The organism is Xenorhabdus sp. XBWT (assembly GCF_059072735.1).
This window is the reverse complement of sequence record NZ_CM180990.1, coordinates 4,230,782-4,243,923: the sequence shown is the minus strand read 5'-3', so window position 1 is coordinate 4,243,923 and position 13,142 is coordinate 4,230,782. Positions and strand designations below refer to the sequence as shown.

At 39.1% G+C, this 13,142-nt stretch carries 12 protein-coding genes; 3 read left to right on the top strand and 9 right to left on the bottom strand.

The window, feature by feature from the left end; genetic code table 11:
* Window positions 1-3: 3 nt before the first annotated feature.
* Window positions 4-1,029 (bottom strand): L-threonine 3-dehydrogenase, encoded by a 1,026-nt coding sequence (gene tdh, locus AC5JQI_RS18745; RefSeq protein WP_493913234.1) that lies wholly within the window; start codon window positions 1,027-1,029, stop codon window positions 4-6.
* Window positions 1,030-1,038: 9 nt separating this feature from the next.
* Window positions 1,039-2,235: a glycine C-acetyltransferase gene (kbl, locus tag AC5JQI_RS18740; protein WP_493913233.1), complete on the bottom strand. Its 1,197-nt coding sequence runs from the start codon at window positions 2,233-2,235 to the stop codon at window positions 1,039-1,041.
* A gap of 229 nt (window positions 2,236-2,464) precedes the next feature.
* Here kbl and rfaD point away from each other — a divergent pair, with 229 nt between their 5' ends.
* From rfaD to rfaC, 3 genes are read left to right on the top strand one after another with little or no spacing between them, the layout of a single operon-like run.
* Window positions 2,465-3,403 carry an ADP-glyceromanno-heptose 6-epimerase gene (gene rfaD / locus AC5JQI_RS18735; protein ID WP_323853692.1) on the top strand — a complete coding sequence of 313 codons (939 nt, stop codon included), beginning with the start codon at window positions 2,465-2,467 and terminating at the stop codon, window positions 3,401-3,403.
* A 9-nt stretch (window positions 3,404-3,412) separates the two neighbouring features.
* Window positions 3,413-4,459, top strand: a complete 1,047-nt coding sequence (rfaF, locus tag AC5JQI_RS18730; RefSeq protein WP_493913232.1) for an ADP-heptose--LPS heptosyltransferase RfaF — start codon at window positions 3,413-3,415, stop codon at window positions 4,457-4,459.
* 5 nt (window positions 4,460-4,464) lie between these two features.
* Complete coding sequence (gene rfaC, locus AC5JQI_RS18725) at window positions 4,465-5,442, top strand: lipopolysaccharide heptosyltransferase RfaC (RefSeq protein WP_493913231.1); 978 nt, start codon at window positions 4,465-4,467, stop codon at window positions 5,440-5,442.
* Here the strand turns inward: rfaC and AC5JQI_RS18720 are convergent.
* The 7 genes from AC5JQI_RS18720 to rfaQ form a co-directional block, all read right to left on the bottom strand.
* Window positions 5,422-6,309 (bottom strand): GNAT family N-acetyltransferase, encoded by an 888-nt coding sequence (locus tag AC5JQI_RS18720; RefSeq protein ID WP_493913230.1) that lies wholly within the window; start codon window positions 6,307-6,309, stop codon window positions 5,422-5,424. The two genes, rfaC and AC5JQI_RS18720, sit on opposite strands and share 21 nt — an antisense overlap.
* Before the next feature lie 73 nt (window positions 6,310-6,382).
* Window positions 6,383-7,459: a glycosyltransferase gene (locus AC5JQI_RS18715; RefSeq protein ID WP_493913229.1), complete on the bottom strand. Its 1,077-nt coding sequence runs from the start codon at window positions 7,457-7,459 to the stop codon at window positions 6,383-6,385.
* Window positions 7,460-7,609: 150 nt separating this feature from the next.
* Window positions 7,610-8,569, bottom strand: coding sequence for a polysaccharide deacetylase family protein (locus AC5JQI_RS18710; RefSeq protein WP_493913228.1), 960 nt, complete (start codon window positions 8,567-8,569; stop codon window positions 7,610-7,612).
* Between the two features lie 149 nt (window positions 8,570-8,718).
* Window positions 8,719-9,813 carry a glycosyltransferase family 9 protein gene (locus AC5JQI_RS18705; RefSeq protein WP_493913227.1) on the bottom strand — a complete coding sequence of 365 codons (1,095 nt, stop codon included), beginning with the start codon at window positions 9,811-9,813 and terminating at the stop codon, window positions 8,719-8,721.
* A 32-nt stretch (window positions 9,814-9,845) separates the two neighbouring features.
* Window positions 9,846-10,949: a glycosyltransferase gene (locus AC5JQI_RS18700; RefSeq protein WP_493913226.1), complete on the bottom strand. Its 1,104-nt coding sequence runs from the start codon at window positions 10,947-10,949 to the stop codon at window positions 9,846-9,848.
* Window positions 10,946-12,076, bottom strand: a complete 1,131-nt coding sequence (locus AC5JQI_RS18695; protein WP_493913225.1) for a glycosyltransferase family 4 protein — start codon at window positions 12,074-12,076, stop codon at window positions 10,946-10,948. Before AC5JQI_RS18695 ends, AC5JQI_RS18700 begins: the two co-directional genes overlap by 4 nt.
* Window positions 12,073-13,137: a putative lipopolysaccharide heptosyltransferase III gene (rfaQ, locus tag AC5JQI_RS18690; protein ID WP_493913224.1), complete on the bottom strand. Its 1,065-nt coding sequence runs from the start codon at window positions 13,135-13,137 to the stop codon at window positions 12,073-12,075. The genes AC5JQI_RS18695 and rfaQ overlap by 4 nt, the downstream gene beginning before the upstream one ends.
* Window positions 13,138-13,142 lie beyond the last annotated feature (5 nt).

The following is a 13,142-nucleotide window of genomic DNA, read 5'->3' as shown; positions in this document are numbered from 1 at the left end:
TGGTTAATCCCAATTCAGGATAACTTTGCCAGATTGCCCTGATCGCATGATATCAAAGCCTTTCTGGTAATCATCAACCGAGAATTGGTGAGTGATGATTGGAGTTAAATCTAATCCAGACTGAATTAATGCTGCCATTTTGTACCATGTTTCGAACATTTCACGTCCGTAGATACCTTTGATGAACAGTCCCTTAAAGATAACCTGATTCCAGCCTATCGCCATATCTGAAGGAGGAATACCCAACAGAGCGATGCGTCCGCCGTGATTCATGGTATTCAGCAAAGTACGGAATGCGGGTGGTGCCCCTGACATCTCCAAACCGACATCAAAACCTTCTGTCATGCCCAGTTCTGCCATAACGTCAGTCAGGCTTTCTTTGTTGACATTCACGGCGCGGGTGACACCTATTTTGCGAGCCAGTTCAAGGCGATATTCATTCACATCGGTAATCACGACATGGCGGGCACCAACATGCTTACATACTGCCGCCGCCATAATACCGATGGGACCGGCACCGGAGACCAGTACATCTTCTCCCACCAAATCAAAAGAGAGTGCTGTGTGTACCGCATTACCGAATGGATCAAAAATAGCCGCGAGTTCATCCGGTATATTGTCAGGAATTTTAAAGGCATTAAATGCAGGAATGACCAGATATTCAGCAAAAGCTCCCGCACGATTTACACCGACGCCAGTGGTATTGCGGCATAAGTGAGTGCGTCCGCCACGGCAGTTACGGCAGTGACCACAGGTGATATGGCCTTCACCGGAGACGCGATCACCGATTTTGAACCCTCTGACTTCCTGGCCAATTGCAACGACTTCACCGACATATTCGTGCCCTACTACCATCGGAACCGGGATGGTTTTTTGTGACCAATCATCCCAGTTATAGATATGGACATCCGTACCGCAGATGGCTGTTTTACGGATTTTAATCATCACGTCGTTGTGCCCAAGTTCTGGAGCGGGCACATCTGTCATCCAGATACCTTCTTCTGGCTTTAATTTCGACAAGGCTTTCATAGTGATACCTTATGCAATGATGTTCAGTTTCTTTCCAATGCGTATAAATGCAGCCACCACATGTTCAATTTGTTCTTCAGTATGGGCGGCGGAAATCTGGGTTCGAATACGTGCCTGACCTTTAGGAACAACCGGGTAAAAGAACCCAATCACATAAATACCCTCTTTCAGCAACTCAGTCGCAAATTCCTGCGCCAATTTTGCATCACCCAGCATTACTGGAATGATCGCATGGTCAGCACCCGCCAGAGTAAAGCCTGCTGCAGTCATTTTCTCACGGAACAGATTCGCATTTTTCCAAAGACGCTCACGCAGATCATCGCCATTTTTCAGCATATCCAGCACCTTGATCGATGCAGCGACGATAGCCGGAGCCAGCGAGTTAGAGAACAGATAAGGACGCGAACGCTGGCGTAGCCACTCTACGACTTCTTTGCGCGCGGCGGTATAGCCGCCAGATGCGCCGCCCAAGGCTTTGCCGAGAGTACCGGTGATAATATCTACACGTCCCATGACATCACAATATTCGTGTGTACCACGGCCATGCTTACCAACAAAGCCAACGGCATGTGAGTCATCAACCATGACCATTGCACCAAACTCGTCTGCTAAGTCACAGATAGATTTAAGGTCAGCAATCACACCATCCATTGAAAATACCCCGTCAGTTGCGATCAGGATATTGTGCGCACCTTCTGTTTTTGCTTTCTCTAACTGTGTTCTTAATTCCTGCATGTCATTGTTGGCATAGCGATAACGTTTCGCTTTACATAGACGAATACCATCAATAATGGAGGCATGATTCAAGGCATCAGAAATAATGGCGTCTTCCGGCCCAAACAGCGTTTCAAACAGACCGCCGTTTGCATCAAAACATGAGGAGTACAGAATGGAATCTTCCATACCCAAAAATTCAGCTATCTTATTTTCTAATTCTTTATGGGAGTCTTGCGTACCGCAGATAAAACGGACAGAAGCCATACCAAAACCGTGGCTATCCATTCCTGCTTTTGCAGCAGCTATCAGGTCAGGGTGGTTAGCCAAACCTAAGTAGTTGTTGGCACAAAAATTAACGACCTGGCTACCTTCAGCAACGGCAATGTTGGCATTCTGGGCAGATGTGATGATACGTTCATTTTTAAATAGCCCTTCGGAACGAGTTTGTTCCAACTGCTCATTAATTTTCTGGTAAAACGACGCTGACATTTTTCTCTCCTGAGTACCTAATTAAGTGAAAGGCGTGAGTATCTTACTGACAGATCATGCTAGTGACGACATAACAAGAAAGATAATATCAACTTTGTAAAGTTGATCACGGCTCAGAGACTACCATGAGATAAGATTTCAGGACTTTCCCCTGTTTAAGCTACTGTCGTCAGTAGGGTTAAGTGCTATTATACGTTCCAAAGATACTGACTATTTAGAGGTGAGCCAAATGATTATTGTCACTGGTGGTGCGGGGTTTATTGGCAGCAATATTGTCAAGGCACTGAATGACGAAGGCTATAAGGATATTTTGGTTGTTGATAATCTGAAAGACGGCACAAAGTTTGTCAATTTGGTTGATTTGGATATCACCGATTATATGGATAAGGAAGATTTCGTTGCCAGTATCGTTGCAGGTGATGATTTAGGTGATATTGATGCCATTTTCCATGAAGGTGCGTGCTCGTCCACAACGGAATGGGATGGCAAGTATATGATGGACAATAATTATCAGTACTCTAAAGATGTACTGCATTATTGCCTTGAACGTCAGATCCCGTTCCTGTATGCATCTTCTGCTGCAACTTACGGTGGCCGCAGTGATAATTTCATTGAAGAACGTCAGTACGAAAAACCTCTCAATGTTTATGGCTACTCGAAATTTCTTTTTGACCAGTATGTTCGCGATATTTTACCTCATGCGGATTCCCAAGTTTGTGGCTTCCGTTATTTCAATGTATATGGGCCGCGCGAAGGGCATAAAGGCAGTATGGCGAGTGTTGCCTATCATTTGAACAATCAAATTCACCAAGGGCAAAACCCGAAATTATTTGCTGGTAGTGAAAACTTCTGTCGCGATTTTATCTATGTCGGTGATGTCGCTGCGGTAAATCTGTGGTTCTGGAAAAACAGCATTTCCGGTATTTTTAACTGTGGAACGGGTCGTGCAGAATCTTTTCAGTCTGTTGCCGATGCTGTTACTGAATTCCATAAAGAAAAATCGCCTGCTGTGGAATACATCGATTTCCCAGAAAAGTTAAAAGGCCGCTATCAGAGTTTCACTCAGGCCGATTTGACAAAACTTCGTGCTGCTGGTTATGAAAAGCCGTTCAAGACCGTTGCTGAAGGTGTTGCTGAATATATGCAATGGCTCAATCAGGATAATTAATCGACTTCTATGAAGATATTGGTGATCGGCCCATCATGGGTAGGTGACATGATGATGTCACAAAGCCTCTACCGTACTTTGAAAGATTTGTATCCTAATGCAGAAATTGATGTGATGGCTCCCGCATGGTGCCGTCCATTATTGGCAAAGATGCCAGAAGTGAATCAGGCATTGGCTATGCCGCTTGGTCATGGTGTCTTGGCCGTGGGAGAACGTCGTCGCCTTGGGATCACATTGCGCGAAAATAAGTACGATCGCGCCTATGTGCTACCCAATTCATTCAAGTCCGCATTGGTGCCTTTCTTCGCCAATATCCCGCTGCGTACAGGCTGGCGCGGTGAAATGCGTTACGGGCTGTTGAATGATATCCGTACCTTGGACAAAAACGCTTTTCCACTCATGGTTCAGCGCTATGTAGCTCTCGCATATGATGCAAAAAATATACGCAGTGCCGATGATCTTCCTCAGCCTCTGTTGTGGCCGCAGTTAGCTGTCAATGACGAAGATATTGCAGAATCAACCTCAGCCTTCAATATTGCCGATCACCGTCCCATTATTGGATTCTGCCCTGGAGCCGAATTTGGTCCAGCCAAACGCTGGCCGCATTATCACTATGCAACCCTTGCCGAACAGTTAATTTCCCAAAAGGGATATCAAATTTTACTGTTTGGCTCCGCCAAAGATCACGAAACGGGTGAAGATATACGCACCCTTTTAAGCAAAGAAGCCTGCGAAGATTGCCTCAATCTGGCAGGAAAAACCTCACTTGAACAAGCAGTCAATATTATCGCAGCCTGTGACGCCATAGTAACGAACGATTCAGGTTTGATGCACGTCGCGGCAGCCTTAAAGCGTCCTTTAGTCGCATTATATGGTCCAAGTAGTCCTGATTTCACTCCACCGTTATCAAATAAGGCTGAAGTTATTCGCCTGATTAGGGGATATCACAAGATCAGAAAAGGTGGCAGTGATGGCGGTTATCACCAGAGTTTGATTGATATTCATCCTGAAATGGTTTTAGCGTCATTAGAAAAACTGCTACAGGCGGAGAGCTAGAATTAATGCGTGTTTTACTGGTAAAAACATCTTCAATGGGAGATGTGTTGCACACTCTGCCGGCTCTGACAGATGCCAGACAGAATTTTCCTGAGATTCAATTTGATTGGGTGGTTGAAGAGGGGTTTGCACAAATTCCAACCTGGCACACTACTGTCGCAAATGTTATTCCTGTCGCTATCCGTCGCTGGCGGAAAAATTGGTTCAGGAAAGATATCCGTGAAGAACGCGCGCAGTTTCGGAACCAACTGAGGCTGCATCACTATGACGCGATCATTGATGCCCAAGGATTGTTAAAAAGTGCCTTCTTGGTGACTCGACTGGCACATGGTGCAAAACATGGTTATGACAGAAAAAGTATCCGTGAACCCATCGCCAGCGTTTTCTACGATCACCGTCATTCTGTTAGCAAGCAACAACATGCGGTTGAACGCATTCGTGCCTTGTTTGCTGAAAGTCTGGACTATAAAAAATCGTCGGAACAAGGTGATTACGCCATCGCTCGCCACTTTCTGAACCAACAAGCAGGAAACCAAAGTGATTATCTGGTCTTCCTTCATGCAACAACTCGTGATGAAAAGCACTGGCCTGAAAATCATTGGCGACAACTTATTGCCGATATCCAAACAACAGGCATGCGAATCAAACTACCTTGGGGCGAAGAGCACGAACACCAACGGGCATTAAAGCTGGCAAAAGGATTTTCTCATGTTGATGTGTTACCGAGATTGAGTCTTGCGGAAGTTGCTCAGATTCTCGCTGGTGCAAAAGCGGTGGTTTCCGTTGATACGGGATTAAGCCATCTTACAGCGGCGCTTGATCGGCCCAATATTACGTTATTTGGGCCGACAGATCCGGGGTTGATCGGTGGGTATGGGAAAGAGCAGCATTCCCTGAAATCGGGTGATGGTACGATGCAGGGCATTACCTCATCAGAAGTTAACCTGTTCTTGCAAAATATTCTAAAAGAGAACTTTTCCTAACGGTAATATTTCACACCAACGGTTTTTATACTCAAAAGTAGGATTACCCAAGGAGTAACGCATAGTTTTGTCTCCCCGCTGACATAGTGCTTTTGCTTCTTGGATATTCACCCACATTAAGACGCTGCCGACACTGAGGTGGGCATATTCAGGATCATAGCCACCGTTAATGGCATCAAAGGAAATCCATTTAGGACTATCCGCTCGCATGACAAAATCATACGCACATGGAATATCGTTGATAAGCAATACATAGCCAAATATATGCTCACGAAGCTCTGTATATATCTCAATCAGAGACTGTCTTTGCTCAGGTGAGTGACTATAATTCCAACGTTTTTGATATAATTCTATATAGATATTAACTAATTCTTCAGTACTAAATTCACTTGAAGAGCGAATTTCTCCACCCGCACGTTTGAATTTATTTATTTCGTTGCTGCGGTTTCTGCGGGTTTTGTAAGAAAAACTGTCTTTGATCAGGCAGATTTTTCGTTTATTTAATCGTGAGTTATAACTGGTATTGATAAATTTATCTTTATGGATTGGAGATAACCTCTTTGAGTTTACAGGTAAAAATATTTTTGCATCTGCGGCAATAGGGAAGGCAATTTCATCATATGGAATTGGGTATCTAGTTTGCATATTCTCAATTAAATTTTTTTCTTTGAAAGAAAAACAAGCCCCTTTAATTCCAGATTCTGTTTTTTTGATATAAAAGCAAAACTGCCCAGCAAGACGCTTATCCAAAAAAGATACAATATTGGGATGTGTTGATGTACATCCCCCCAAAAGAGCATAAGCTTCTTTATACTGTTCAAAACTGCATTCTTTCCATCCTGAAAGAAGTGTTTTCAATCTTCCCATAAACCAAATACTCCATAATAATATTATATTTTTACATTCAAATAATATAATTATTCAATAATTACAAAATCCATTAATCTATAATGTTTAATATTGATTTGAGTTTCAAAATGTATTTATCTTCATATATGTCATTTATTGTTTTTTTAATCTCTTTATATTCTGGAAGTTCTTTTTTTGAAATGATACATTGCAATATATGAGCTAATTCCTTGACATCTCCTACTGGATATAATTCACCATTTCTATATTTTTTTATAATATCAGTTGTTCCTGTTTGACAATCTGAGCTAATACAATAAATACCATAAGATATAGCCTCTCCTAAAACCATAGGAAAACCTTCATTTTTTGAAGTTAAAAGCAATGATGAAACTTCAACAATGCTTTCTTGAACAAAACTCCATGGTTCCTTAACCCAACCATGCCAAAATATATTATTGTTAATATTTAAATTATATGACAAATTTTTTAAAAAGTTTATATCATCAGTAACACCAGTACCAATTATATGTAATTCCCAAATACCTACGACCATAGATAATGCATTGAACATTTCTTGTAAATTCTTTCCTTCTTTTGCAAGAATTCTCCCTATAAAAATAAATCTTGTCACATTATCTGGTCTTAATATAGTTTTTTCTTGCTTCTCAAATGGGTTAAATATAGTAAAAATCTTATCTTTATCAACTCCATTTTTAATAAGATATTCTGTATTACCATTACTAATGGATAAATGATTCTCTGCCTTTAATACAAATTTTGCTTTATATGCAGTAAAAAGAGACAAATGTATCCACGAGAATATTTTTGCTTTTCCAAAGACCAATTTATTAGCAAGATTAGAAATATAACAACTAACGGCATCAATTGATATTATAACATCAGGATTGTTTTTTTTAATGATTCTAGCTAATTTATATGAAAAAATATATCTACGTAAAGGAGTGTTTTTTTGATAACACTCTAATGTAGAGTAAGTTACATCTTTTAGCCAATCATAATTATTCTCTTGCTTATCTTGCTTAAGAAAAATAAAGTTTATATCTGAATCCTCATTTAATAGTTTGTGTAATTTTTTACATACTGTTTCTGTACCCCCTAACCCTCCAAGTTCAAAGCCAACTATCATTATTTTTTTTGTAGCCATAATATACCTCAACAAATTAATACTTATAAAAAATAATTTATTTTATGAACAAGGTAAATTAAAAAAATATCTCACCCAATAAATAATATCATAGTCTTACCTTAAAAAGACTATGATAAAATTTTAACCCGAGAGATATAAATTTAACACTCATGGTTTACATTTCAACCTATAATATTCAGCCAACGTCATTCCTTGAACTAAAGGTTTTAAAAATTCAAACAACCCTTCTAAATCTCTATAAAGCTGTTCAATCTGTTCTTCATTTTTAAATGTCGGACTTCCTCCCGGCATAAACTCAGACGAATGTAACATAAACTCAATATAATCACTGCCATTCGCTAAAGTTTGCTGAACAACTGTTTTCATCTGCTCTAAATTTCCACCTTTCGGCCGCAACCAATTAACTGATGGAGAACGCTGTTTTCCTCTGAATCGATCATATTTCTGCTTGATAAAGTTCATCATCGCAGAGTGTTTATATTGAATACTCATTGGTACTTGCAATAACGAAGAATCTCCTTTTTTGGCAATATCCTGCAAGTCTATAAAATAAGCATGAGCAGGAAAATGGCTATAATCTGTTCCGCCATTGCCATGAGGATTACCTTTGGTTAACTGCCAGTTAACTTTTGGTGTAACAGAACAATCCACTTGATATCCATATTCAAGTAGTAATTGCGCATAATATTCGTTAAATGCCCAGCGTCCAGCACGATGACTCAACATCTTAGTTTGCAGCTTATCTTCCAAAAGATTAGTCATCAAATCAATTTTGGCTTTGATCTGATCTGTAGGATACTCAATCAGATACGGTTTGTAACGCATATCATCATCAGTGAGAGGAACAATAGGAGGACTATTCCAGGCATGCAAATGCATACCAATTTCACCCGTATTTCTGGCTATCACGTCCTTAGCAAATTCGACATAACCATCATCCATTGCCATTTCATAGTTAGTTAGCCAAACAGGTTTGAATCCAAAATGCTCACAGAGATGCTGAAATCTAGGCAAATGATGCGTGTTTTCGGTGGATATTTTCTCACTATTTTGCCAAAGATTATCCCCTTCAGTATCAATTGTGATGATAAATGCAGGTTTAATCATAAAAAATTCACCTAACGTAGGACTAAAGATACAATATGAACCAATATTACTCAATGGAAACAGACAACGCAATTTACTCGATTATGAGTAAAATTAACACCTTTGATTACCTCAATTCTAAAATGGTTAAAGCACTCTAATCTGAATGCTTATTTTTCCAATTTACTTAAGAAAAAACTTATCTTGTCCAAAATAACATCTAATGGTATTTCGCTAATTCTACTATTTTCTTTCTTTTGAACTAACTGAATAGCATTCTTATTTCTAGGCCCCCACACATGATTATTAACAAAATTTCCATGCTTATCATTACCATATAGAGCAATTATGTTTTTCTCATATGCGGCAGCTACATGTACAATAGACGTATCGGGTGAAATAACTAGATCAGACTGCCTTATAATTTCTACTGCACTGAGAAAGTCACCAAATGGATTAATTGTACATTCACTCAAATACGAAATAGTATTTAATTTATTACGCTGCCCTATTAATATGATGTTAATTGATGGGCACAATTTATGAATATAAGATGCTATTCCCATTAATTGTTCTTTTGAAAGATTTCTTCTTTCCTCAGCAGCAAAGGGATTAATAACAACAGTTATTTTTCCAGGTAAACCAGCATAAAAATAAAATACATTATCTTGAGTTTTTTTAGGAATATGTAGATCATATTGCATATTATAATTATAGATTTCTATACTCTCCATAAGAATCTTGTATCTTTCAGTGATATGTGATTCATATTGAAAATATTTTATATTTTTATTGTATATTTTTATTTTTTCTTTATTAAACCCCAATGCATTCTTAGAATTAATTAATCGTATGAATAAGAGATAAATAATAGGTAATTGTTCTCCCATATCAATGACAAGATCATAATTCTCTTTCTTTAATGTCAAACCAAGCTTAATTATCTCTTTAGTTTTATCAGGATAGAAGTAAAATTTATCTATATATGGATTGCTTTTAACCACGCAGTAATTAGAATGACCTGATAACACATGCAGTTCAAATCCACGCTGATATAACGCCTTAAATACGGGCGTAGAGACAATCATATCACCAATTTTATTATCATCTCGCAAGAAAAGAATTTTTTTTATACTACTAGAGTTGAATTCATTCTTTCCCCGCTTATCAATAAATATTTTAGCGACATTAAATCTTATCTTTTTAAAGAAGTAGTTTTTCCTTCTATTTATTTCACGTAACTTTTTAAATTTTTTATCAATCATTGAAATATCTCAAAAAATAATACCAGAAATACTTATTGTTGTATTAAATCTAAATACTTACCAAGCACAACTTCCAAATCGAATTTCTTATACATATCTTCTGTGATTATCGGTGGATTTTGGTAAGCCAGTCGCATTTTTTCCGCTAACGAATGGGGGGTCAATTCAGACTTATATTGTTCCAGCTCACCCACCATAATCTCGCTGACTCCGCCAGGGCAATTTGTGCTGATAATCGGAGTATTACAAATCAAAGCTTCAATTAAAACATTGCCTAGTCCTTCGCTGTCTGAACTTAATACAACAGCTTTAGCCTCCCGTATTATCGGTAATGGGTTCACTAAGAAACCTATTAAGAGAACTTTAGATTGCAAGCTGAGTCCCACAATTTTTTGTTTGATCGCCCTGACTATGTTTTCATCACCTTGGCCTGCAATTAACAATTTACAAGGAAGATTAGCTATAGCAAAAGCTTCCAGTAAGCGATCATGCCGTTTTACACTGTGGAAGCGCCCGAGATGAAGAAAATAATTTTCACCAGAATAAGGATTATTTTCCAAAGAGTGGGTTTTAATTTCAGCAAAATTGAATGGATTGTAAATCGTGACCATTTTCTTGGGGGCTAACGATAAGTTTTCTTTCAAATCTAAGCCAACAGCATCAGAGACACAGATCAAGTTACGGTTTTGATAAACACGCTGAATTTTCCATTTCTTAATCCAGAGCGACAATCCCGTTTTATTTTCCAGATACGATTTTGAAAATACACCGTGAATACAAAACCATATGTTCAAGCTAGCCAATATCTTAGACTGCGCGACAATACGATCTGTTTTGTGCAAGTTAGATATCACTAACACAGGAGTGCCTTTTTGAAGAAAGACTTTCTCCAGAACCTTATCCATGGATTTCGCTCTGCGAGAAATCTCAGTCTGTCTTCTAAAAGGTCCTTTATATTCATCGGTATTAATGATTAACTCAACATTATCAGGGATCGGATATTCGCATTTGTCAGAGAGAGACAACAAGGTAATATCAAAACCTTTTTGTTGCAGACCATCACATAAACGAATAGTGACATTTTCTGCTCCACCTCCCGGTAGTCCATCAATGATAAATAGAATATGTACTTTCATAGAGAAAGCACCTTGCTATACAATTCCGTAAGCTGGTTAGACAAATAAGCAGGTGTATAATTCACTATTTTCTTTTTGGATAACATTGAGATCTTGCTGGTTAAATGATCCGCTGGCACTAAAGAAATAGATTCTGCCAAAGCTGAAGTATCCAGGGCATCACACACAAACCCATTTTCTCCTGAAACAATGAATTCAGCTCCCCCGCAAGTGTCACTGGTTATGACAGGTAAACCACATGCCATCGCTTCTAAAATAACGTTCGGGAAAGGATCATATAGCGTTGGTAATAATAATCCATCCGCCATTTGATAAAATGGCAGTGTCTTTTTTTGTACTCCCAAAAATCGAATACGTTCATGACAACCAAGAGAATTAGCCAACTGCTTATATTTACTTTCTTCTTTGTCTTGACCAATCACGACTAGATACGCTTCCGTCTTGCTGATAGCTTCAATAGCCGATTTCAATCCTTTTCTTTCAAAACCTGACCCAACATACACAAAACATTTTTCCTGCGCAGGAAGAGCATATTTTTGTCGTAATAAGAGCCGCTCAGCTTCCTCAACAGGAAAAAATTGTGATTGGTCAATGGCATTATAGATAACAGAGATTTTCTCATCAGGCAGACCAAAATCTTCCATTACCTCATGCTTTACCATCTGAGAGTTGCAAATGACCTTTTTCAATTCAGGTGCAAAATACATTCTTCTTTCAGCATCCATAACATAACGGTGATAGCGACTGACAAAAAGTAATTTGCTTTTCCAAGATGGTAAAATCCGTGCTCTTTGCTGCAACCAGCGTTGATGGACACCATCCCCTGCCCGATAAACATCACATCCGGCAATGCGTTCATGGCTTTGAACAATATCGAATTTCTCCTTTTGCCAAATAGCCCTGGCAGCATCAGCGAATCCTCTTTCTCTGCTAATGCGTCCCCATTTAAAAGGGTTTGCCAAATGCACGTTCCAATTAGGATTTATACTCCCTTGCCAAGAGCGAGTAATCACGTTTAAGTCTAGTTTGTTATTATCCAATGCTTCAAGCGCCCTAGAGATAAAACGTTCAGCACCTCCATCAGGGCGATATTTTTGCCGTACAATGGCAAGGCGCACAGGTTTCATGGTAAATATCTCCGGGCAGCAGCAATCACTACATCAGTCGGGATAAGATCCAAATAGCGAATATCTGTTTTGGTATCGATATCATCAGGGTCAGGTAATTTACCGTAATTCCCCGCCCAAATCACTTCTCCGTTAACATTCCATGGGCGCCAGAAAGCTAATTTAGATGGCCCAAATAACGTGATGCAAGGCGTTTTCAGTGCAGCTGCCATATGCATGGGAACAGAATCAACTCCAATAAATAGTTTGGCATGGGCAATCAACGCTCCAAGTTGAGGTAATGTAATTTGACCAGCCAAAGAGAGAATATTCTCCTTAATGCAGTTGGATAATATTCTCTCAACCATCTCTTTTTCCCGCTCTTCCGTGCCTGATGTTACGATAATTGAGTGTCCATCTGCCTGCAAAGCATTAATGGTTTCACTCATGTTTCTGTCATTCCAACACTTAAAAAACCAACGTGACGCAGGATGAATAACGATATATTTGTTATTAATTCCACCAATGCGCAAAAGATCAGACACTTTTCGCCAATCTTCTTCACTATAACTCATTGTTACATTGAAATTGATACTAGGAAGATTAAGCGGTTTCAATGCTGATAGGTTCTGCTCAACAACATGCAGGGATTCTGCACCTTCGGTAGAAACCAAATCACTAAAACAGAGTTTCCATAAGAAATTTTGTCGCTTAGGAAAATCAAAAGCGACACGAGTTGAAGCACCGGAAATTTTTGACACTAAGGCGCTGTACCACTGGTCAGCGAGGTTAATGATGAGATCATACTTCCGCTTTTTCAATTGACTCAGTAAACACCAGTGATGGACGATATAAGCTTTTGTATCTTCTTTTTTCCACTGCCTGTCTACAGAAAAAATATGGGATATTGAGGCGAAATTCATCAACATCGGCTCTGTTTCTTTGTACAGTAAGATATCGACCTCGGCGTCAGGAAAATTTTCTTTCAATGTATTTACAACTGGGGTAACAAGCAGTGTATCACCATGATGCCTTAATTTTATGATCAGAATCTTTTCAAATCGAGGGGGTATTTTGCCCATTGTAT

What these genes read in the sequence shown, in the direction of transcription:
- AC5JQI_RS18705 (WP_493913227.1), bottom strand. Translation starts at nt 9,813, where the DNA reads ATGATTGATAAAAAATTTAAAAAGTTACGTGAAATAAATAGAAGGAAA.
- AC5JQI_RS18715 (WP_493913229.1), bottom strand. Translation starts at nt 7,459, where the DNA reads ATGGCTACAAAAAAAATAATGATAGTTGGCTTTGAACTTGGAGGGTTA.
- rfaD (WP_323853692.1), top strand. Translation starts at nt 2,465, where the DNA reads ATGATTATTGTCACTGGTGGTGCGGGGTTTATTGGCAGCAATATTGTC.
- AC5JQI_RS18720 (WP_493913230.1), bottom strand. Translation starts at nt 6,309, where the DNA reads ATGGGAAGATTGAAAACACTTCTTTCAGGATGGAAAGAATGCAGTTTT.
- kbl (WP_493913233.1), bottom strand. Translation starts at nt 2,235, where the DNA reads ATGTCAGCGTCGTTTTACCAGAAAATTAATGAGCAGTTGGAACAAACT.
- tdh (WP_493913234.1), bottom strand. Translation starts at nt 1,029, where the DNA reads ATGAAAGCCTTGTCGAAATTAAAGCCAGAAGAAGGTATCTGGATGACA.
- AC5JQI_RS18710 (WP_493913228.1), bottom strand. Translation starts at nt 8,569, where the DNA reads ATGATTAAACCTGCATTTATCATCACAATTGATACTGAAGGGGATAAT.
- rfaF (WP_493913232.1), top strand. Translation starts at nt 3,413, where the DNA reads ATGAAGATATTGGTGATCGGCCCATCATGGGTAGGTGACATGATGATG.
- AC5JQI_RS18700 (WP_493913226.1), bottom strand. Translation starts at nt 10,949, where the DNA reads ATGAAAGTACATATTCTATTTATCATTGATGGACTACCGGGAGGTGGA.
- AC5JQI_RS18695 (WP_493913225.1), bottom strand. Translation starts at nt 12,076, where the DNA reads ATGAAACCTGTGCGCCTTGCCATTGTACGGCAAAAATATCGCCCTGAT.
- rfaC (WP_493913231.1), top strand. Translation starts at nt 4,465, where the DNA reads ATGCGTGTTTTACTGGTAAAAACATCTTCAATGGGAGATGTGTTGCAC.
- rfaQ (WP_493913224.1), bottom strand. Translation starts at nt 13,137, where the DNA reads ATGGGCAAAATACCCCCTCGATTTGAAAAGATTCTGATCATAAAATTA.